This is a genomic window from Formosa sp. F44 (assembly GCF_056238645.1).
The window spans coordinates 668,603-689,845 of sequence record NZ_JBWDLJ010000001.1; the positions used below are offsets into that span (position 1 = coordinate 668,603).

Annotated in this window: 17 protein-coding genes; 10 read left to right on the top strand and 7 right to left on the bottom strand. The window is 33.7% G+C overall.

The window, feature by feature from the left end; translation table 11 throughout:
- Positions 1 to 107: 107 nt before the first annotated feature.
- The gene (fumC, locus tag AC0UBM_RS02675; RefSeq protein WP_434036153.1) at positions 108 to 1,505 is read right to left on the bottom strand and encodes a class II fumarate hydratase; all 1,398 of its coding nucleotides are present in this window, start codon (positions 1,503 to 1,505) and stop codon (positions 108 to 110) included.
- 173 nt (positions 1,506 to 1,678) lie between these two features.
- On the opposite strand from fumC, the gene AC0UBM_RS02680 reads away from it, so the two are divergent.
- Positions 1,679 to 2,320 carry a peroxiredoxin gene (locus AC0UBM_RS02680; protein ID WP_475687553.1) on the top strand — a complete coding sequence of 214 codons (642 nt, stop codon included), beginning with the start codon at positions 1,679 to 1,681 and terminating at the stop codon, positions 2,318 to 2,320.
- Between the two features lie 94 nt (positions 2,321 to 2,414).
- Positions 2,415 to 2,591 carry a hypothetical protein gene (locus AC0UBM_RS02685; protein WP_414034670.1) on the top strand — a complete coding sequence of 59 codons (177 nt, stop codon included), beginning with the start codon at positions 2,415 to 2,417 and terminating at the stop codon, positions 2,589 to 2,591.
- 74 nt (positions 2,592 to 2,665) lie between these two features.
- Here AC0UBM_RS02685 and AC0UBM_RS02690 read toward each other — a convergent pair whose 3' ends face one another.
- Complete coding sequence (locus AC0UBM_RS02690; protein WP_475687554.1) at positions 2,666 to 2,989, bottom strand: YbaB/EbfC family nucleoid-associated protein; 324 nt, start codon at positions 2,987 to 2,989, stop codon at positions 2,666 to 2,668.
- An 83-nt stretch (positions 2,990 to 3,072) separates the two neighbouring features.
- Here AC0UBM_RS02690 and AC0UBM_RS02695 point away from each other — a divergent pair, with 83 nt between their 5' ends.
- The 3 genes from AC0UBM_RS02695 (at position 3,073) to capB (ending at position 7,639) form a co-directional block, all read left to right on the top strand.
- Entirely contained in the window at positions 3,073 to 5,130 is a 2,058-nt protein-coding gene (locus AC0UBM_RS02695) for a S9 family peptidase (protein ID WP_475687555.1), read from the top strand.
- A 74-nt stretch (positions 5,131 to 5,204) separates the two neighbouring features.
- Positions 5,205 to 6,245 carry a cysteate synthase gene (gene capA, locus AC0UBM_RS02700; RefSeq protein WP_475687556.1) on the top strand — a complete coding sequence of 347 codons (1,041 nt, stop codon included), beginning with the start codon at positions 5,205 to 5,207 and terminating at the stop codon, positions 6,243 to 6,245.
- Between the two features lie 137 nt (positions 6,246 to 6,382).
- Positions 6,383 to 7,639 (top strand): cysteate-C-fatty acyltransferase, encoded by a 1,257-nt coding sequence (capB, locus tag AC0UBM_RS02705; protein WP_475687557.1) that lies wholly within the window; start codon positions 6,383 to 6,385, stop codon positions 7,637 to 7,639.
- 72 nt (positions 7,640 to 7,711) lie between these two features.
- Here the strand turns inward: capB and AC0UBM_RS02710 are convergent, their stop codons facing one another.
- Both AC0UBM_RS02710 and AC0UBM_RS02715 read right to left on the bottom strand, forming a co-directional pair.
- Positions 7,712 to 8,830: a GTP cyclohydrolase gene (locus tag AC0UBM_RS02710; protein ID WP_475687558.1), complete on the bottom strand. Its 1,119-nt coding sequence runs from the start codon at positions 8,828 to 8,830 to the stop codon at positions 7,712 to 7,714.
- A 74-nt stretch (positions 8,831 to 8,904) separates the two neighbouring features.
- On the bottom strand, positions 8,905 to 9,915 hold the full coding sequence (locus AC0UBM_RS02715; RefSeq protein ID WP_475687559.1) for a transporter: 1,011 nt from the start codon (positions 9,913 to 9,915) through the stop codon (positions 8,905 to 8,907).
- Positions 9,916 to 10,027: 112 nt separating this feature from the next.
- Here AC0UBM_RS02715 and AC0UBM_RS02720 point away from each other — a divergent pair, with 112 nt between their 5' ends.
- From AC0UBM_RS02720 to AC0UBM_RS02735, 4 genes are read left to right on the top strand one after another with little or no spacing between them, the layout of a single operon-like run.
- Entirely contained in the window at positions 10,028 to 10,306 is a 279-nt protein-coding gene (locus tag AC0UBM_RS02720) for a DUF4834 family protein (protein ID WP_414034663.1), read from the top strand.
- A gap of 29 nt (positions 10,307 to 10,335) precedes the next feature.
- A complete protein-coding gene (locus AC0UBM_RS02725; protein WP_475687560.1) occupies positions 10,336 to 12,756 on the top strand; it encodes a YfhO family protein in 2,421 nt (806 codons plus the stop codon).
- Positions 12,757 to 12,773: 17 nt separating this feature from the next.
- A complete protein-coding gene (locus AC0UBM_RS02730) occupies positions 12,774 to 14,051 on the top strand; it encodes a glycosyltransferase (RefSeq protein WP_475687561.1) in 1,278 nt (425 codons plus the stop codon).
- Positions 14,051 to 15,508, top strand: a complete 1,458-nt coding sequence (locus tag AC0UBM_RS02735; RefSeq protein ID WP_475687562.1) for a lipopolysaccharide biosynthesis protein — start codon at positions 14,051 to 14,053, stop codon at positions 15,506 to 15,508. Before AC0UBM_RS02730 ends, AC0UBM_RS02735 begins: the two co-directional genes overlap by 1 nt.
- Positions 15,509 to 15,571: 63 nt before the next feature.
- On the opposite strand, the gene AC0UBM_RS02740 is transcribed toward AC0UBM_RS02735, so the two are convergent.
- Both AC0UBM_RS02740 and AC0UBM_RS02745 read right to left on the bottom strand, forming a co-directional pair.
- Positions 15,572 to 16,630 (bottom strand): hypothetical protein, encoded by a 1,059-nt coding sequence (locus AC0UBM_RS02740; RefSeq protein ID WP_475687563.1) that lies wholly within the window; start codon positions 16,628 to 16,630, stop codon positions 15,572 to 15,574.
- 163 nt (positions 16,631 to 16,793) lie between these two features.
- Complete coding sequence (locus tag AC0UBM_RS02745; RefSeq protein ID WP_475687564.1) at positions 16,794 to 17,369, bottom strand: NUDIX domain-containing protein; 576 nt, start codon at positions 17,367 to 17,369, stop codon at positions 16,794 to 16,796.
- Positions 17,370 to 17,458: 89 nt separating this feature from the next.
- Here AC0UBM_RS02745 and AC0UBM_RS02750 point away from each other — a divergent pair, with 89 nt between their 5' ends.
- Complete coding sequence (locus tag AC0UBM_RS02750; RefSeq protein ID WP_475687565.1) at positions 17,459 to 18,430, top strand: DUF3667 domain-containing protein; 972 nt, start codon at positions 17,459 to 17,461, stop codon at positions 18,428 to 18,430.
- Between the two features lie 9 nt (positions 18,431 to 18,439).
- Here the strand turns inward: AC0UBM_RS02750 and uvrA are convergent, their stop codons facing one another.
- Positions 18,440 to 21,223 (bottom strand): excinuclease ABC subunit UvrA, encoded by a 2,784-nt coding sequence (uvrA, locus tag AC0UBM_RS02755; RefSeq protein ID WP_475687566.1) that lies wholly within the window; start codon positions 21,221 to 21,223, stop codon positions 18,440 to 18,442.
- Positions 21,224 to 21,243 lie beyond the last annotated feature (20 nt).

A 21,243-nucleotide genomic window follows, 5' to 3' on the forward strand; every position in this document is an offset into this window, starting at 1 on the left:
AGCGAAATCTTTAACCCTTTTTTTAAGCGATAAAGTTTTATTTAGGAGGTATAAAAAATCCCATGCTTAGTAACGGCATGGGATTTTTAATTTTATGTATTGGTGGATTAAGATAAACTTCCAATCATGTCTTCTGGTTTTACCCAGGCGTCATATTCTTCAGCAGTTACATATCCTAAATTTACAGCCTCTTCTTTTAGAGTTGTACCATTTTTATGCGCTGTATTTGCAATTTCAGCAGATTTATAATAACCAATTTTAGTATTTAAAGCCGTAACAAGCATTAAAGAACTGTTTAGTAATTCCTTAATTTTTGGATAATTTGGTTCAATTCCTGCAGCACAGTGAATATCGAAACTCACACAAGCATCTCCAATTAATTGAGCCGACTGTAAGAAATTAACGGCCATAATTGGCTTAAACACGTTAAGTTCGTAATGTCCTTGTGCTCCTGCCATAGAAATAGCAACATCGTTACCAATGACTTGCGCACAAACCATAGTTAAGGCTTCACATTGCGTTGGATTAACCTTTCCTGGCATGATTGAACTTCCTGGTTCGTTTGCAGGGATAATAATTTCTCCAATTCCACTTCGTGGTCCAGAAGCCATCATTCTAACATCGTTAGCGATTTTGTTTAAAGACACCGCTAATTGTTTTAAGGCGCCATGAGATTCTACAATAGCATCGTGAGCGGCTAATGCTTCAAATTTATTTTCGGCAGTAATAAGTGGTAATCCTGTAAACTCTGCGATGTAACCCGCTACATTTTCAGAATATCCTTTAGGTGTATTTAAACCTGTTCCTACAGCTGTTCCTCCTAATGCCAATTCGCTTAAATGAGGCAGTGTGTTCTCTAATGCTTTTAAACCATAACTTAACTGGGCCGCATATCCCGAAAATTCCTGACCTAAAGTAAGTGGTGTCGCATCCATTAAATGCGTACGTCCTATTTTTACAACGTTTTTAAATTCTTCCGATTTTTTTAAAAGTGTATCGCGAAGTTGAGTCACACCAGGAATTGTGGTCTCAACTATTTTCTTGTAAGCTGCAATATGCATTCCTGTTGGGAACGTATCGTTAGACGATTGAGATTTATTTACATCATCGTTAGGCTGAATGGTTTTTTCACCCTCTCCAATAACTTTACCAGCAAGTTGATGTGCTCGGTTTGCAATAACCTCGTTAGCATTCATGTTACTTTGTGTACCAGAACCCGTTTGCCAAACCACTAAAGGAAATTGATCGTCGTGTTTTCCTTCTAAAATTTCATCGCAAACTTGTCCTATTAAATCCCGTTTTTCTTCTGAAAGTACACCTAATTCACAATTTGAATAGGCCGCGGCTTTTTTCAAATATGCAAATCCATAAACAATCTCTAAAGGCATCGATGCCGATGGTCCTATTTTAAAGTTGTTACGAGAGCGTTCTGTTTGAGCTCCCCAAAGTTTATCAGCAGGTACTTTTACCTCGCCCATGGTGTCTTTTTCTATACGATAGTCCATTTTGTTATAATTTAATGAGTAACAAATTTAACAATTTTCAACTTCTTTTTTATTCTTAATAGGTATATTTTTAATAACTAAAATTTAAGATAATCTTAAGATGAGTTTGTTGAATATCTTCTATAAACCTATTAATTTAGTAGGCATTTAATAATCACTAAATTTATACAATTATGTCAACAATACGATTAGGAGACATCACTCCAAATTTTACAGCACAATCTACAGAAGGTGAGATTAATTTTCATGAATGGTTAGGAGATAGTTGGGGGATTTTATTTTCGCATCCAGCAGATTATACACCAGTATGTACTACAGAGTTAGGTACAGTGGCTAAATATAAAGACGAATTTGATAAACGTAATGTAAAGGTTGTAGCCTTAAGTGTAGACGGATTGGAATCGCATAAGGGGTGGGTTAAGGATATAAACGAAACGCAAAACACCACTGTTAATTTTCCTATTATTGCCGATGAAGATCATAAAGTATCCGAGTTGTACGATATGATTCATCCTAATGCTAACGATAAATTAACGGTACGTTCTATATTTGTAATAGATCCTGACAAAAAAGTAAAACTTATAATTACGTATCCCGCTTCAACGGGACGAAATTTCGATGAACTTTTACGTGTAATCGATTCGTTACAATTAACAGCATATCACCAGGTTGCAACGCCTGCTAACTGGAAAAACGGGGACGATTGCGTTGTGTCACCAAGTATAGATACTAAAGATATTCCGGATATTTTCCCAAAAGGATTTAAAGAAATTAAGCCATATTTGAGAATGACACCACAGCCGGACTCAAAATAATTTAAAAACTTTTAAGATTTATATTAAATGCTATTGTATAAAAAAAGCATTTAATCTATATTTGCGACAACTATAATTTAGAAACACACCGATTATGTTTGAATTCGACCAATATTTAGGCTTTTTAGCATTTTTAACTATTTTAACCATGGGCTTTTGGTTAATGGTATTTTTATTAACATTTGTTGTTCCTTATTGGATTGGTGGAGCTTTATTAGAACGTTTTCAAGAAATGAAAGAAGAAAAGAAAGCAAAGCGAGAAGCGCTTTAATTTCAATTTCAACATAAAATAAAAAAAGGAAGCTAAATTTTAGCTTCCTTTTTTGTGTTTAATAATATTGTGAATTATTTAAACATATCCATTCCAGGAATATCTGGCATACCATCTTTCGCGGCGGCCGCTAATTCTGCATCGTTTATAGAAGATGCTTTTTTTATAGCCTTATTTAAGGTTAAAATTAAATAATCTTCAAGTTCTTCTTTATCTTGAAGTAAAGACTCATCCACCTCGATAGATTTAATTTCTCTATTGGCTGTTAATGTAATTTTTAATTTCCCGTCGTTACTTTGCTCGTCAATTAAAACAGTGTTTAATCGCTTTTTCGTGTCTTCAACTTTTTGTTGGGTTTCTTTTAGTTTTCCCATCATACCCATTAGGTCTCCAAACATATTTTTAATATTTTAAAATTCCATACAAAATTATTTAATTTTTATACTTTTGACAGTTAAAATCAAGAATAAATTATAATCATTTGAAAAAAGATATTCAACCTCCAATAGCTAAAAAAAATCCAAAAGAATTAATGGTTCACAACGATGTCAGAATCGATAATTATTTTTGGCTAAATGATAGAGAAGATGAAGAGGTTATTGCATATTTGAATGCAGAAAATGAGTATACCAAACATAAAATGGCTCATACAGAACAATTTCAAAAGGATTTGTTTGAAGAAATGAAGTCAAGAATTAAGGAAGACGACGAGTCTGTGCCTTATAAATTAAACGGCTATTGGTATATTACACGTTACGAAATAGGTAAGGATTATCCAGTATACACACGTAAGAAAGGTACGTTAGAGGCCGAAGAAGAGATTTTATTCGATTGTAATGAAATGGCTAAAGGTTTTAGCTATTTTAAGTTGGGAGGTATTTCTATTAGTGAAGACAACACGCTGGTCGCTTTTTCGACAGATACAGTGAGTAGACGACAATATACACTTCAAGTTAAAAACTTAATTACAGGTGAAGTGTATGAAGATAAAATTCTAAACACCACAGGAAGTGCCACTTGGGCAAACGATAATAAAACTATTTTTTACACGCGTAAAGATGAAGTTACGTTGCGTTCGGATAAAGTGTTTAAGCACAAATTACATGACAATATAGAGGATGTGGAGGTTTTTCATGAAGATGACGAAACCTATAACACTTTTGTTTACAAAACAAAATCGAATAAATTCATTGTCATCGGTTCTGCGAGTACATTAACATCAGAATATAGATTTGTAAATGCGGATACTCCAGACCAGGAGTTTAAAATCTTTCAAGAGCGTATTCGAGAACTGGATTATGCGATTGCACATTATAAGGATAGTTTTTATGTGATTACCAATGCCGATGGTGCAACTAATTTTAAGCTCTCAAAAACCAGCGAAACTCAAACTGAGATAGCGTATTGGGAAGAGGTGTTACCACACCGTAAAGATGTGCTTTTAGAAGATATAGAAATTTTTAAGGATTATCTTGTTGTTAGCGAACGAGAAAACGGATTAAACAATATTCGTATTATAAGCTGGGATGGGACAGAAGATTATTATTTACCATTCGATAGTGAAACTTACACGGCTAATACAGGAAATAATCCTGATTTTGATAGCGATGTTTTACGCTATAGTTATAATTCGTTAACCACACCGAGTTCGGTTATCGATTATAATTTTAAAACAAAAGAGAAGGACGTTAAAAAAGAGCAACAAGTTTTAGGCGGTACATTCGATAAGGATAATTATACGTCCGATCGTGTTTGGGCTACGGCTCGCGACGGCGTAAAAGTACCTGTTACACTAGTGCATAAAAAGGGTTTAGAAATGAATGGCGAAAATCCGTTGCTACTATACGCATATGGTTCTTATGGCTCTACAATAGATCCTTACTTTTCTACAATCCGTTTAAGTTTATTAGATCGAGGCTTTATTTATGCCATTGCTCATATTAGAGGAGGGGAATATTTAGGTAGAGATTGGTACGAAAACGGAAAGCTTTTAACTAAGTTAAATACGTTTCACGACTTTATAGATTGTACCAAACATTTAATAAGCGAAAAGTATACGTCCGAGAAGCATATGTATGCTTATGGTGGCTCTGCTGGAGGTTTATTAATGGGAGCAATTGTAAATATGAACCCAGAATTGTATCATGGGGTTTTGGCGGCCGTTCCTTTTGTAGATGTAGTAACAACTATGTTAGATGACACCATTCCGTTAACCACCGGAGAGTACGACGAGTGGGGAAATCCAAATGAAGAAGCGTATTATAATTATATGAAATCGTATTCACCTTACGATAATGTCACTGCACAAGCCTATCCTAATATGTTAGTTACAACAGGTTTACACGATTCTCAGGTGCAATATTGGGAACCCGCAAAATGGGTGGCGAAATTGAGAGATCTTAAAACAGATGAAAACTTACTGTTATTTCAAACAGATATGGAAGCAGGACACGGAGGTGCTTCTGGCCGATTTGAGAGTTTAAAAGAAGTGGCTTTAGAATATGTGTTTTTGTTGGAATTGGAAGGGATTACTTCATAAGTAAAAAAAAATGCTTATTTTTGTCAGGTTTTAGTTATTTCGATCAATAAGAAAGTAGCTTTTAAATAGTATTTATGGAACATAAAAATCAAGTTTTTGATAACGTATTGGATTTAGTGGGAAATACTCCTTTAATTAAACTAAATAAAATTACGTCTCAAATCAATGGTGATTTTTATGCAAAAGTAGAAGCTTTTAATCCGGGACATTCTTCTAAAGACAGAATAGCTTTATATATTATAGAGCAAGCTGAAAAGCAAGGTTTATTAAAACCAGGTGATACTATTATAGAAACTACTTCAGGTAATACAGGATTTAGTATTGCTATGGTAAGTATCATTAAAGGATACGATTGTATTTTAGCGGTAAGTTCTAAATCTTCTGCAGATAAAATAGATATGCTAAGAACAATGGGGGCTAAAGTTTATGTTTGTCCAGCAAATGTAAGTGCAGACGACCCTAGATCGTATTACGAGGTTGCTAAACGATTGCATGACGAAATAAAGGGATCTGTTTATATAAATCAGTACTTTAATCAATTAAATATTGATGCGCACTATTTGTCTACCGGACCTGAAATTTGGAAACAAACAGAGGGTAAGATTACACATTTAGTAGCTTGTAGTGGTACTGGAGGCACTATTTCAGGGTCAGCAAAGTATTTAAAAGAACAGAATCCAAATATAAAAATATTAGGTGTAGACGCTTTTGGCTCGGTATTGAAAAAATTTCATGAAACACAAGTGTTCGATGAAAAGGAAATTTATCCATATCGTATAGAAGGTCTAGGGAAAAACTTAATACCAACAGCTACAGACTTTGATATTATAGATGAGTTTGTAAAAGTAACAGACGAAGAAAGTGCACATACAGCAAGACGTATTGCTAAATGTGAAGGCTTATTTGTAGGATATACATCTGGTGCCGCAATGCAGGCTGTATTGCAATTAGGGAAGGCTAAAAAGTTCTCTGAAAGTGATGTTGTAGTGGTGATTTTTCCAGATCATGGTTCGCGTTACATGAGTAAGATTTATAGTGATAAATGGATGAATGAACAAGGCTTTTTTGACAGCGTTAATGTCGAGGCCGTTCAGGGTATTCAATATATAAAATAATGGTAGCGAAGCACAATGTTTTCAATTGAGAAACGTTGTGCTTTGTTACTAAGTTTGTTAACAAGAGGTTGCGAAAATATTATGCTATAATGGCATAAAAAGCTATTTTTGCACCAAAATTTAGATTAATAGCTTACATGAAAGATTTATTTGAAAAAATATATAAGGATAAAGGACCTTTAGGAAAATGGGCATCTCAAGCAGAAGGATATTTTGTGTTTCCAAAAATAGAAGGGCAAATATCTAACAGAATGAAATTCCAAGGTAAGGATGTAATTACATGGAGTATAAATGATTACTTAGGGTTGGCAAATCATCCTGAAGTGAGAAAAGCAGATGCGGAAGCAGGAATCGCTTATGGTTCGGCTTATCCTATGGGTGCAAGAATGATGTCGGGGCACACAGATCTTCATGAAAAATTACAAAATGAGCTGGCTGAATTTGTAAGCAAAGAAGCGGCGTATTTATTAAACTTTGGTTATCAAGGTATGGTGTCTACCATAGATGCATTGGTCTCTAAAGACGATGTTATTGTTTACGATGTAGATGCTCATGCATGTATTATAGACGGTGTACGTTTACATATGGGTAAACGTTTTACGTATAAACATAACAATATTGAAAGTCTTGAAAAAAATCTTGAGCGTGCTACGAAGATGGCAGAACATACCGGAGGAGGAATTTTAGTGATTTCTGAAGGTGTTTTTGGTATGCGTGGAGAACAAGGTCGTTTAAAAGAAATTGTTGCTTTAAAAGAAAAATATGACTTCAGATTCTTAGTCGATGATGCTCACGGATTTGGTACTCTAGGTAAAACTGGTGCTGGAGCAGGTGAGGAGCAAGGCGTACAGGATGGTATTGATGTGTATTTTGCAACGTTTGCTAAATCTTTAGCAAGTACTGGAGCATTTATTGCAGCAGATAAAGAGATTATAGATTATTTAAAATATAATTTACGTTCTCAAATGTTTGCTAAATCATTGCAAATGCAATTGGTAGCAGGTGCTTTAAAGCGTTTAGAAATGCTTAAAACTATGCCTGAGCTTAAAGCTAAGCTGTGGGAAAATACCAATGCTTTACAGTCTGGATTAAAATCTCGTGGTTTCGATATTGGTACAACGCAAAGTTGTGTAACACCTGTTTACTTAAAAGGTAGTATTCCTGAAGCTATGGCTTTAGTGAAAGATTTACGTGAAAATTATGGAATTTTCTGTTCTATAGTAGTATATCCTGTAATACCGAAAGGATTAATTTTATTAAGATTAATACCTACTGCAACACACGATATTCAAGATGTAAATGAAACATTAGACGCGTTTGAAGCAATTCGTTCACGTTTAGAAAATGGAACATACAAACGATTATCTGCTGCTGTCTCTGCGGCGATGGAATAGATAACGTATTTGAATAAATGATAATAAAAAAATCCGAAACTTTTAAAGTTTCGGATTTTTTATGTTTTATAATTACACTAAGTTTTTACGAAAAGTTTTTCTTCGCTTATAGGTTGTCGCATCAAAATGTTTCCAAATTTGATGTGAAGCAAAATTTTCTTCTAGTTCAGGAGTTCTAATACAATTTATAACTCCCATAGGTTTTAACGTTTCGTAATACTCATTAAATATAATAGCTGTAACGCCTTTGTTTTTATATTTAGGTTCTACGCCAATAAGATAAAAAGAAACCGTTTTACATTCTTTCTTTGCTTTCAGTAAATGATAAAATCCAAAAGGGAATAACTTTCCATTTGCTTTTTGAAGTGCTTCGGCGAATGAAGGCATTACGACTGCAAAGGCCACCATATTATCGTCTTCATCCATTACGAATTTTATAAACTCCGGGTTTATAAACGAAATAAATTTCTTTTTAAAATATGCTTTTTGGACTTCTGTAATTTCAACAAAAGACGATAATTCTGAGTAACTCTTATTAAATAAATCAAACATCTGATCGACGTAAGGCATCAAGTCTTTTGTTTTAGTAAAATTAAGCGGACGTAAACCGTAGCGTTTTTTTACCAAATTATTTATACGATAAAAGTGTTCTGGTTTTACATTAGAAAATGGAAATATATTTTCTTGATATTCTTTTTCTTGAACCATTCCTAAACTTAGAAAATGCTCGACATAATACGGATAATTATACCAAGTTACCATCGAACCAATATGGTCGTAACCTTCGGTTAAAGCGCCAACTTTATCCAAGTTAGAAAAGCCAATAGGACCTTCCATGTATTCCAAATTGTTTTGTTTTCCTATATCGTTGGCCTTATTAAGTAATGCTTTAGTGACTTCAATATCATCAATGGTGTCAAACCAACCAAAACGGATTTTATTATGAGATTGTTTAAGATCTAATTTGTTTATGATTACTACAATTCTACCAACAATTTTGTTGTTTTTATAGGCTAAAAACAAATTGGCATCGGCATCCATGAAAACAGGATTGGTTCCTTTGTTAAAAACCTCCATTTCTTCCGAAATAATTGGAGGAACCCAATATGGAGAACCTTTGTAAAGTTCAAATGGAAATTTTACAAAAGCCTTAAGTTCTTTTTTCGTTAATACTTCTTTTAGTGTAATCATTTAATGATTTCTAGTATTCAGTTAATTTTGTGTAGCGTGAAATGTTTATCGGTTAGAATAAAACAAATGCTATTTTAATTATCCATTTTATATTCGGTTGGAGCGCTATCTAAATCTTCACCAAATTTATAATATTCGCTTTCCGTGTTCTTGTTTTTTCCTTGGTTTTTATTTGTTGGAAAACCAGTAGACGCTTCAATTTCTTTGTCTTTGTGTAAGTCTATTCTGTAAGACGCACCAAAATTTAAGCCAAATACGGTAGGTGTATCTTTTACATTAAAGGTAACAGCGGTGTCTAATTGCAGATTCTTACTTACTAAATAAGCGCCACCTAATCGGAATAAATCATCTGCATAAAAATTACTTTTTATACCTTGATATTCTCCAAAAGCCACCCATTTTTTACCAAAACTATGTGTTAAAGTAAAAATATACTGAAGGTCCGAGGCATCTTGATCGCTAGAGTCTTTCATGCCTATTCTATTCTTAGATAAGTTCATAATTAAAACCCAACCACTCACAAAATTATGTTGTGTCATAATCTCAATTTTAGGACTAAATCCTTCAATACCTTGTGGTGTAAATGGATTAAGTTCTGTATCGTAATTTGCACCGGCATATATAGAGACTGCAGGAATTAATTTACTCCATTTAAAACTATGGTTTGCTTTCCAGCTGTAAAGATTTGGTTTCTCTAAGTGTGCATTTTTGTACGGATCGTAAAGTAAATATTTGGCACCTACAGATAAGGTTTTAAAATTAGAGCGTGAATATTCGTCTTCTATAGAAGAGCGATTATCTGTATAAGTGTCTGCTTGAAACGTTCCGTCTACGATAAGTTCTAACTGCTCCCAAATTAAACCATAACGGCCAGCAAAATCTACGCCACCACCACTAGTTTCATATTGTAGCGGAACATGGTTTTCTTTACTGTAATAAGGACCAGCTTCAAATTGTATCACATTAACCCCAACGGCATATGCACTTTTAGACACTCCGGGCCTATTGGAATTGATAACATCTGTGTATTGTCCGAAGACAAATGCAGGAATGGCACAAATAATTAAGGCTAAATAGGTTTTCATGGATTAAGTCGTTTGCGATCTAGCCTCCAAAGATAGAGATTTTATATTTTTTTTATCAATTTACAATTCATTTTAAAATATAAGAATTGTATTTTTGCTTAAAATACTAACTATGCTTCAATACGCCTCGGCAACAGGTTTAATGAGAACGATATTAATAATTTTACTAATTTGGTTTGGTGGGAAGATTCTTTTAAGATTATTCGCTCCTGTAATTATGCAATTTTTCGTGAAAAAGGCGGAAGAAAAATTCGGTTCACAATTTAATGCTAACCAACAAAAGCGTCAACAAGCTCCACCAGAGGGAGAAGTTGTAATAGATAAAATACCAAAACAAGAAACTTCAAATAAAAATGTAGGTGAATATGTAGATTACGAAGAAATTGATTAATTTTCGGAATCTAAGTTTAACACATTTTCATGTCATTTTCAGTTAAGAAACTACTACCACATTTTTTAGTACTTATAGGTTTTGTAATTATTTCGTTAGCCTATTTTAGTCCCGTTTTAAAAGGAAAAGAAATTTTTCAGAGCGACATCATGCATTATATTGGGATGTCTAAACACCAAAAGGATTTTAAGGCCCAAACGGGAGAAGAAACCTATTGGACCAATAGTGCTTTTGGAGGAATGCCAACGTATCAGCTTGGTGCAAAATATCCGCATAACTACATTAAAAAATTAGATTTAACGATTCGGTTTTTACCAAGACCGGCCGATTATCTGTTTCTATATCTTATAGGGTTTTACATTTTGCTTCTAACTTTAAAAGTCGATTTTAAACTCGCGGCTTTAGGAGCCTTGGCATTTGGTTTTTCTACCTATTTAATTATTATACTAGGCGTGGGGCATAATAGTAAAGCTCACGCTATTGCATATATGCCTTTAGTTTTAAGTGGTATTTTACTAACCTTTCAACGCAAATATATTGCAGGATTTCTGTTAACCACAGTGGCGATGGGATTAGAATTGGTGGCTAATCACTACCAAATGACGTATTATTTAATGCTATTGGTCTTAATTTTAGGCGTTGCCTATTTAGTAGATGCGTATCAGAAAAAAGAATTACCAGAGTTTTTTAAAGCTGTAAGTATTTTGCTGGTAGCCGTTATTTTGTCTATCGGATTAAATGCAACCAATATTTTAGCAACTCAGGAATATGTTAAAGAAAGTACACGAGGCCAGAGTGAATTAACTATAAATGCAGATGGTTCGCCAAAAGCGGCATCTACAGGATTAGATAAAGATTATATTACAGAATATAGTTACGGAAAATTAGAAGCCTTAAACCTTTTTATCCCTCGAATATTTGGAGGTGGAAGTCATGAAGATGTTGGGAGAGATTCCGAATACTATCAATTTAACTTAAAGCGTGGAGCAACACCTGTTCAGGCTAGAGAAATTGTTAAGCAAACACCAACATATTGGGGAATTCAGCCTATTGTTGAAGCGCCTGCCTATGTAGGTGCGGTAATATTATTTTTATTTGTTCTTGGATTATTCTTGGTTAAAGGACGTTTAAAATGGTGGTTAGTTGGCGGAACGGTGTTGTCATTATTATTATCGTTTGGAAAAAACTTCGGTCTGTTAACAGATTTATTTATCGATTATGTACCGATGTACAATAAGTTCAGGGCAGTAAGTTCCATACAAGTGATATTAGAATTGTGTGTTCCCGTTTTAGGAGTATTCGGATTGGTAAAACTATTTAAACCTACCGTTTCCGAGGAAGAGAAATTTAATAGTTTAAAATATGCTGTCGGAATTACAACAGGATTAGCCGTTCTATTATTATTGGCTAAATCGACATTATTCGATTTTGTAGGAGGAAATGATGGGTATTATGCTCAGAATTACGGACAAGAATTTATTGATGCCATTCGTGCAGATCGCGCATCTATGTTTACGAGTGATACATTAAGAACATTAATTTTTGTATTACTTTCTGGAGGTGTAATCTTTTTGTTTTTAAAGAAAAAGTTATCAGAAACACTTGTTGTTGTGTGTTTTGCTGTCTTAATTTTATTTGATTTAATTGGTGTGGATAGACGTTATGTGAATAACGACGACTTTAAATCGGCTTCCCAAATAAATAAACCATTTCAAGCAAATAGTGCAGATTTACAGATATTGAAAGATACTGCACATTTTAGAGTATTCGATGTAACTTCTGGCGCGGCCAGAGCTTCTTATTTTCATAATTCTTTAAATGGTTATCACGCGGCCAAACTAGGACGATACAACGAAGTATTCGATTTTTATATTTCTAAAAATAATATCAATGTGTTAAATATGTTAAACACAAAATATATTATTGCTCAAGATGAAAAAGGAGGTTACTTCCCTTACGAAAATACCGATGCAAATGGCAATGCGTGGTTTGTTAATCGAGTGGAAACCGTGGATTCTGCCAATGAAGAGATTCAGAAATTAGACAGTTTAAATACAAAACATGTTGCAGTCTCTACATCAAAATCGATTAAATATACTACAAACGTCATAGATTCCACTGCTTCTATTCAAGCTATAGAGTATAAGCCGAACTATATTAAGTATAAATCGAATAACACTCAAAATGGTTTTGCAGTATTTTCAGAAATATACTATTCCGAAGGTTGGAATGCGTATATTGATAATACTTTAGTACCACATGAGCGTGTGAATTATATATTGCGCGGTTTGGATATTCCGGCAGGAGATCATGTTATAGAATTTAAATTTGAACCCGCAGTTATTAAAAAAGGGAGCACAATTGCACTTGCAAGTTCTGTTGTATTAGGTATTCTAATTGTATTGGGATTATTTTTCGGATTGAAAAATAGGTCTACCAAAGTAGATTAAGTTTTTAGAACAACACAATGAAAAAAAATGTGCTTATCGTAACCTATTACTGGCCACCTGCTGGAGGTCCTGGTGTACAACGATGGCTAAAATTTGTAAAATACTTACCCGATTTTAATATAAATCCTATAGTTTTTATTCCCGATAATGCAGACTATCCTCTAGTCGATAACAGTTTATTAGATGATGTTTCTGAAGATCTAACTATTCTGAAATCACCTATTCGAGAGCCTTACAAGTTTGCTAAGTTATTGACAGGAAAAAAGGCCACAACTATTAGTAAAGGCATTATTACAGAACGGACTAAGCAGAGTAGGATAGAGCGTTTAATGCTTTATATACGTGGTAATTTTTTTATTCCAGATGCTAGAAAGTCATGGGTAAAACCGTCTGTGGCATTATTATCAGATTATATATCTAAGCATAAAATAGATACCATTATAACAACAGGTCCTCCACATAGTGTACATTTAATTGGTTTAAAATTAAAAGAGCACTTTGGGGTGAAATGGATTGCCGATTTTCGGGATCCGTGGACGACTATTGGTTACCATAAAGAATTAAAATTAACAAGGGCTTCCGAAGCAAAGCATAAGCGATTGGAGTCTCAAGTTTTAAATACTGCAGACGGTATAATTGTGACTAGTAGTCCGACAAAAAGGGAATTCGAGGCGATTACCAATGCTCCTATTCATGTTATTACAAATGGCTATGATAAGGTTTCAACTGGCGCAATTTCTTTAGATAAAAAATTTACATTAGCCCATATTGGATCTTTGCTATCTAAGCGTAATCCAATAGTTTTATGGCGCGTTTTAAGCGATTTGGTAAAGGCAAATCCCGAATTTGCTCAGGATTTTCAGCTTAATATGGTAGGGAGTATTGGTGAAGACGTGCTTGAATCTATAGAAAAATTTGGTTTAAATAGGTATTTAAATGCTGTTGGATATGTTTCTCATCAAGAGGCTATAGTGTTCCAAAAACAATCTCAAGTCTTGTTGTTAATCGAAATAGATTCTGAAGATACTAAATGTATAATTCCAGGGAAATTATTTGAATATATGGTATCGAATCGGCCTATAGTTGCAATGGGGCCAGAAGCTACAGATGTAGAACAAATTTTAAAGACAACCAATACCGGACAATACTTTTTATACAAGGATTACGCAGGATTAAAACACGTAATATTAAATCATTATGAATCCTTTAAAAAAGGAAGTTTGCAATCTTATCCCATAGGTTTGCAAAAATATAGTAGGCGAGCACTGACCGAATCACTCTCAAAAATTTTATAATGGGAGTTGTAATAAATCAATCTATAAAAAACACGATTGTAACCTATTTGGGCTTCGGGTTAGGAGCAATAAATACATTGTTTTTATTTACTCGTTTCTTAAGTGACGAGTATTTTGGTCTGATTACCTTTATTTTGTCTACGGCAAATATTTTAATGCCTTTAATGGCTTTTGGTGTAAATAATACGATTATTAAATTCTTTTCTACATTTAAAACGCGTCAGTCTCAAAATAGTTTTCTAACCTTAATACTATTTCTGCCGTTAGTTATTATTATACCATTTGGAGCTATCGGATATTTCGCTTTCGATACGATTAGTACTTGGATCGCAAACGATAATGAGTTAGTGAAGGATTATGTCTGGCTTATTTATATTTCGGCCATTGTTTTCGCTTATTTCGAAGTGTTTTATTCTTGGGCGAAAGTACAAATGCAATCGGTTTTCGGAAACTTTATGAAAGAAGTTTTTCACAGGTTGGGAACAATGATTTTATTATTTGTACTATATCTGGAGCTTATTTCAGTAGATCAGCTTATTGTATATATTGTTTTATTATATGTATTGCGCACGTGTATTATGATGGTTTACGCCTTTAGTATTAAGCGTCCGGTGATAAAATTTTCTAGACCTTCTAATCTTGTAGCTATTTTAAAGTATACCACGTTAATAATTATAGCGGGATCTGTGGCTAATGTTATTTTAGAGATTGATAAATTCATGATAGGGTTTTATAATATACTCGAAAATGTAGCCTATTATAGTGTGGCCATTTATATTGCTTCTGTAATTGGAGTGCCTTTGCGCTCAATGCACCAAATTACAAATCCGTTGACAGCTAAATATTTAAATGAAAAGAATAAAGAAGGGCTAAAAGACTTGTACAAGAAATCGTCTTTAAATTTATTGATAGTTAGCGGGTTTATTTACCTTCTCATTATTCTTAATATTAATGAATTATATCGGTTAATACCAGAACAATTTGGTAATGGTATTTTAGTTGTATTTTTAATTGGTCTCGCGAAATTATTCGACAGTCTTTTAGGGAATAATAATTCCATATTGTTTAATAGTGATTACTATAGAACCGTATTAGTTCAAGGCGTGTTTTTGGCCGTTATTTCGGTATTGTTAAACATCTACTTTATACCATTGTATGGTTTAAACGGCGCGGCTTATGCTACTTTTATCTCTGTGTTTTTGTATAATGTTATTAAGGTGTTGTTTGTATATAAAAAATTTGGAATTCTACCATTTTCAGAAAATACATTTAAAGTTTTTCTTTTAATCTTAGCCACTGCGTTTGTATTTTATTTCTGGGATTTCCCTTTTCATCCTGTTATTAATATCGGCTTAAAGTCGGCTATAATAGGATTGGTATATGGCGGGATTTGCTACTTTTTTAATTTTTCTGGGGATATCACAAAATTGCTAAATACTATTCTAAAAAGAAACTAAAAAATCCTGTGAGACCGTTTTTAAAGGTTTCACAGGATTGGATTAAATTGTAAATGATTCTACCTAACCTCTTTGTCTAGAGGAATTAGATGTTCTAGTATTCGTGTTTTCGCTTATACTTCTAGAGTTACTATCCGACGATGTTCTTGTAGAAGTATTACGTGCATTTGTTGCTGTTGATGTCGCTGTACGTGTAGAGCGCTTAGCAGTTGTAGTTGTGTTTTGTGTAGCGCGAGGTTGATTTTTAACAACTTGAGTGTTGCTAGCTTGTTGTGTACGCGTACTTGATAATTTGGATGTATTTGTATTGTTGGTTACTCTACTGTTATTATTATTTCTTGTACTTGTTCTAGTAGAGTTGTTTGCTCGCGTACTACTATTACTTGAGTTTGGTTTAATTAAATTACTAGATCTTGTACTAGTTGTCGAAACTGCTCGTGGTCTAGTATCAGTTCTCGATTGATTATAAGACCTGGTATTATAGGACTTATTAGAATATCTATTAACGACAGGCCTCGTATTATTTTGGTAAGGTTTTGAGTAGGTCCGTCTTACTGGACGGTAATTTTGTCTGTATGGCGTATGGTAAACTACACAATAACTTGGTTCTGGAATGCGATAATAACTATGCCAAGGTTTATAGACATACCCCATATTACGCGGATTTATATATCCAGAATAATGTGTGTATACATAATTATTATAGTAAATATTCATATTTCCAATATGAGACACTAGTCCGTAACTGTTGTAATTAATGTCTACATTTCCTGCTCTAATAATACGGCCATAGTAATCGTAATAAATCGGAACACTCTGTATTTGTATTATTGCTCCATATTCGTCGAATTGTACATACGGATTATAATTATAACCGGTGTTAAAACTAAATTGAATATTAGGAGAATTAAATGCAAAGTTTACATTGTCGTTAACACCTTGCATATAAAAGTCGAATTGTCCATCCTGAAAGATTGAAAATTCCACACCACCTTCATTAAAAATAAATGATTTCGGATTATTATATTTAGCAATCTTCGCTTCGGAAGGCGTATATGTATTTGCTTGCACCGTAGGAACAGCAAAAATAACTAGACTAAGTAAAGTAAAAAGTGATTTCATAGTTATCAATTTTTGGTTCGTATGGTTGTAAAAGCAAACAGCGTGCCAAGAATGAAAATGATTTTGAATTAAAATCAGTAAAATGTTAATTATGATAACAATAATGTATAAAATTTACCCACTTCGTTTGTTTTCGATAATTAAAATAGCATTTACTTAACGCTTAGTATTTATTTAATAACAACCACTGCAACGCTATAATAGTTTTCGCATCCTTAAAAGCATGTGCATTAAGTTTACTTTTTAGTTCTGAAATGGGAAGCTTTATAAGCTGAATATCTTCTTGTTCAGAGTCAAGACCACCACCTTTAAATATTTTATCTGTGGAATTAACTTCAGCATAAAATGCATTTACTTTTTCCGATGTTCCTCCAGGCGAAGCAAAATAGTCACCTATAAACTCCATGTGCTTAACCTGATACCCGATTTCTTCTTCTACCTCACGTCTAGCGCATTCCATTGGGTCTTCATCGGCTTCCATACAGCCGGCAACAATTTCTGTAAGCCAACCATCGAATTCCGGATGCATTATTGTAGGGTATCTAAACTGGTTAATTAGTAAGATAGAATCTGTATCTTTTTCTACCAAAACAATGGCGATGGCACTACCACGATCTAAACATTCTCTAACTACTTTTACTTGTTGGTCGCTTTTAAATGTGTCATGTGTAATCGTCGCTTTTTTTACGGTGAAAAAATCTTTATATACAATGTTTTCTTTAATAATATTATATTTCATAGTGGGATGTTATAAGGGACTAAGGTAATTAATTATAAGATGTATTAAAAAGTTACTTATCTTCACTTTTTAGATTTTTATTTCCATTTATGAGTAAATCCTGTAAAAATTGTGAGTTCAGTTGTGATGATGCCTTTAAATATTGTCCAAATTGCGGGCAGAATTATCACGAAGAATTAACTGTAAACGATATTTTTAAAAATACGATTAATAACTATTTTTCGGTGGATGCTCGCTTTTTCAAGAGTTTTTTACCTTTATTATTCAGACCAGGATTTTTAGCCTTACAATTTGTAGAAGGAAAACGATTAAAATATTTAAACCCAGCCCAGTTTTATTTGTTTGCTAGTGTGGTATTTTTCTTTTTATTTTCATTTCAAGTAACTAAACAAGAAAAGCTTTTAGACGCTGAAGTAGCGGAGAATTTTAAAACCATGGATGCAGGGATAGTAAAAGATTCTTTACAACTTAATACACAAAACCTAGACAACCTTGAAATTCAATTAAATAAAGGTAATAAAACAAAATTTAACAGGTTTACCTTAGATTCTCTAGTACAGGTAGGTGCATCTGGAGATCAAGTTTTAAAAGGCTTAGGGGTAGATTCTAATGCAAGCACGTTCGAGAAAACGTTTTATTTACAAGTATTTAAATTTTATAAGGATAAAAGTAGTGCACCATTAATAGATACCTTTTATAATTATGTTCCCATTTCATTATTTGTACTACTGCCTATATTTGCCTTCTTTTTATACCTAATGCATTATAAAAAAAGACATTATGCTGAGCATTTGGTATTTAGTCTGTACTATTTTGCTTTTTTGTTTATAATGTTTAGCCTTTTTACTCTGGTTCACTTTATGATCGAACTGCCTGATCTTTCCAAAAAACTTATATTAATACTAAGTTTTGTGTATTTATATTTGGCAATCCGTAAGTTTTATAAATCACGAAAAAGAACAAGTTTTGTAAAAGCTTTATTAATTTCTGTAGTATTTATAGCTTTAGTTGTTCCTGTAGCTATGGCCATTATAGGAACTGCAGCCTTTTTATTTTATTAAATACTCGATTTAGATTTTGTCTTTTAGGTATTTTGCCGTTAGGCTATTTTTATTTTTAACGAGTTCTTCGGGTGTACCAAAAGCAACAATTTCTCCACCATATTCTCCGCCACCAGGACCTAAATCTATAATGTAGTCGGCACATTTTATAAGTTCTAAATTGTGTTCCACAACTATAATAGAATGCCCTTTTTCGATTAAAGCTCTAAAGGATTTTAATAATTTCTGTATATCATGGAAATGCAGACCTGTAGTTGGCTCATCAAAAATAAAGAGTGCTTTTTCTTTGGTATTACCTTTTCCTAAAAAGGTTGCCAATTTAATACGCTGTGCTTCACCACCAGAAAGGGTAGAAGAGCTTTGGCCTAAAGTAACATAACCCAAGCCTACGTCTTGGAGTGGTTGAAGTTTGTTTTTTATTTTTGTGACTTTGTGTAAATCAAAAAATGAGATTGCATCATCAATAGTCATGTTTAAAACATCATCTATAGATTTATCTTCGAATGTAACTTCTAACACTTCCTTTTTGAATCGTTTTCCGTTGCAGGTTTCGCACTGTAAATGCACATCGGCCATAAATTGCATTTCTATGGTTACTTCACCTTCACCTTTACATGTTTCGCATCGGCCACCATCAACATTAAAAGAAAAATGCTTGGCCTTATAATCTCTAATTTTACTTAGTTTTTGGTTTGCAAATAAATTTCTAATATCGTCGTAAGCCTTAACATAGGTTACAGGATTAGAACGGGAAGAACGACCAATAGGATTTTGATCGATAAACTCGATATTTTTAATGGTGCTATAATTTCCTTTTAACTCTGAAAATTGTCCAGGTTTATCCCCAAAGCCAGTCAGTTCTTTTTGTATGGCGGGATATAAAATCTTTTTAACTAAGGTGCTTTTTCCACTACCCGAAACACCTGTAACTACAGTAAGCATGTTAAGTGGAAATGTGACGTTTACATTTTTTAAATTATGTTCGCGAGCTCCAAGAATTTCAATCTGATATTTTGAGGAAATACGTTTTTTAGGTACTTTAATTTCCATTTCGCCATTTAAATATTTGGCAGTTAAGGAATTCGATTTTAAAATATCCGAGTATGTTCCGGTAGCAACGACTTCACCGCCAAAAGTTCCTGCTTCTGGACCAATATCAATAATTTCGTCCGAAGCTTGCATGATGTCTTCGTCGTGTTCTACAACTATAACGGTGTTACCTAAATCTCGTAATGCTTTAAGAACTCCAATTAAACGTTCGGTGTCTTTTGGGTGTAATCCAATACTTGGTTCGTCCAATATATACATGGAACCTACCAAGCTACTTCCTAAAGATGTAGCTAAGTTAATACGCTGACTTTCACCACCAGACAATGTGTTAGAGCGTCTATTTAAAGTAAGATAATTTAATCCTACATTCGATAAAAATTCTATTCTACTATTGATTTCTTTCAATAAGCGATTCGAAATTTTAGTATCATTTTCATTGAGTTCTAATCCGTTAAAAAAGACGGCTAATTTATCGAAAGGTAATTCTACTAAATCAGTAATGGTTTTACCACCAACTTTAACGTAATTGGCTTCTTTACGTAATCGTTTTCCTTGGCATGTTTTGCATTTTGTCTTGCCACGGTAGCGTGAAAGCATGACGCGATTCTGAATTTTATAAGCTTTAGATTCTAGCTCTGCGAAGAAACTCGATAACCCTTCAAAATACTGATTTCCATCCCAAATAAGTTGTTTTTGCGCATCGCTTAGCTCGAAATAAGGCTTGTGAATAGGGAAGTTAAATTTATGAGAATTGTTTACTAATTGGTCTCTAAACCAACTCATAGATTCTCCTCTCCAAGGAAAAACAGCATTTTCGTAGATTGAAAGTGCCGTGTTTGGAATCACCAAATCGTCGTCTATTCCCACAATATCCCCATAACCCTCGCAAGTAGGACAGGCACCATAAGGATTATTAAAACTGAATAAATGCACATTAGGTTCTAAAAAAGTAATATCATCTAATTCGAAATTATTGCTAAACGTCCGGGTTGAATTATCGCTTAATGTCTGAATAGAACAGGTTCCTTTTCCTTCGTAAAAAGCGGTTTGGATAGCATCGGCTAAACGATTTAAGAAATCTTCGTCGTCTCTAACAATAATTCGGTCTACCACCAATTCAATCGACTCCACTTTAGTGTTGTCTGGTGCGTCCTCAATCCTAGTAACGTTGTCATCAATTTTAATCCTTGCATAACCTTGCTGCTTTAATGCATTAAGTTTATCCTTTAATTCGCGACCGTCTTCAAGAATAAAAGGGGCTAAGAGCAATAATTTATCGCCATCGCTAAATGTTTTTATATACGAAACGACATCGGTTACGGTATCTTTTTTTACTTCATGTCCCGAAATAGGCGAGTAGGTACGACCAATTCTGGCAAATAACAATTTTAAGTAATCGTAAATCTCAGTTGTGGTACCCACTGTCGATCTTGGATTCGTAGAATTCACCTTTTGTTCGATAGCAATGGCAGGAGCTATACCTTTTATATAATCAACTTTTGGTTTATTAAGTCGGCCCAAAAACTGACGTGCATAACTCGATAAACTTTCCACATAACGGCGCTGTCCTTCAGCATACAAGGTGTCGAAAGCTAAACTTGATTTTCCTGAACCCGAAAGCCCTGTAATAACAACAAGTTTGTTTCTTGGAATGACGACATCAATGTTTTTCAGGTTATGCAATTTTGCACCCTTGATTATGATGTTTTCTTTAGGATTTACTTCAGAAAGGTTGATACTCATAGCTTCGTTTACGTATAATT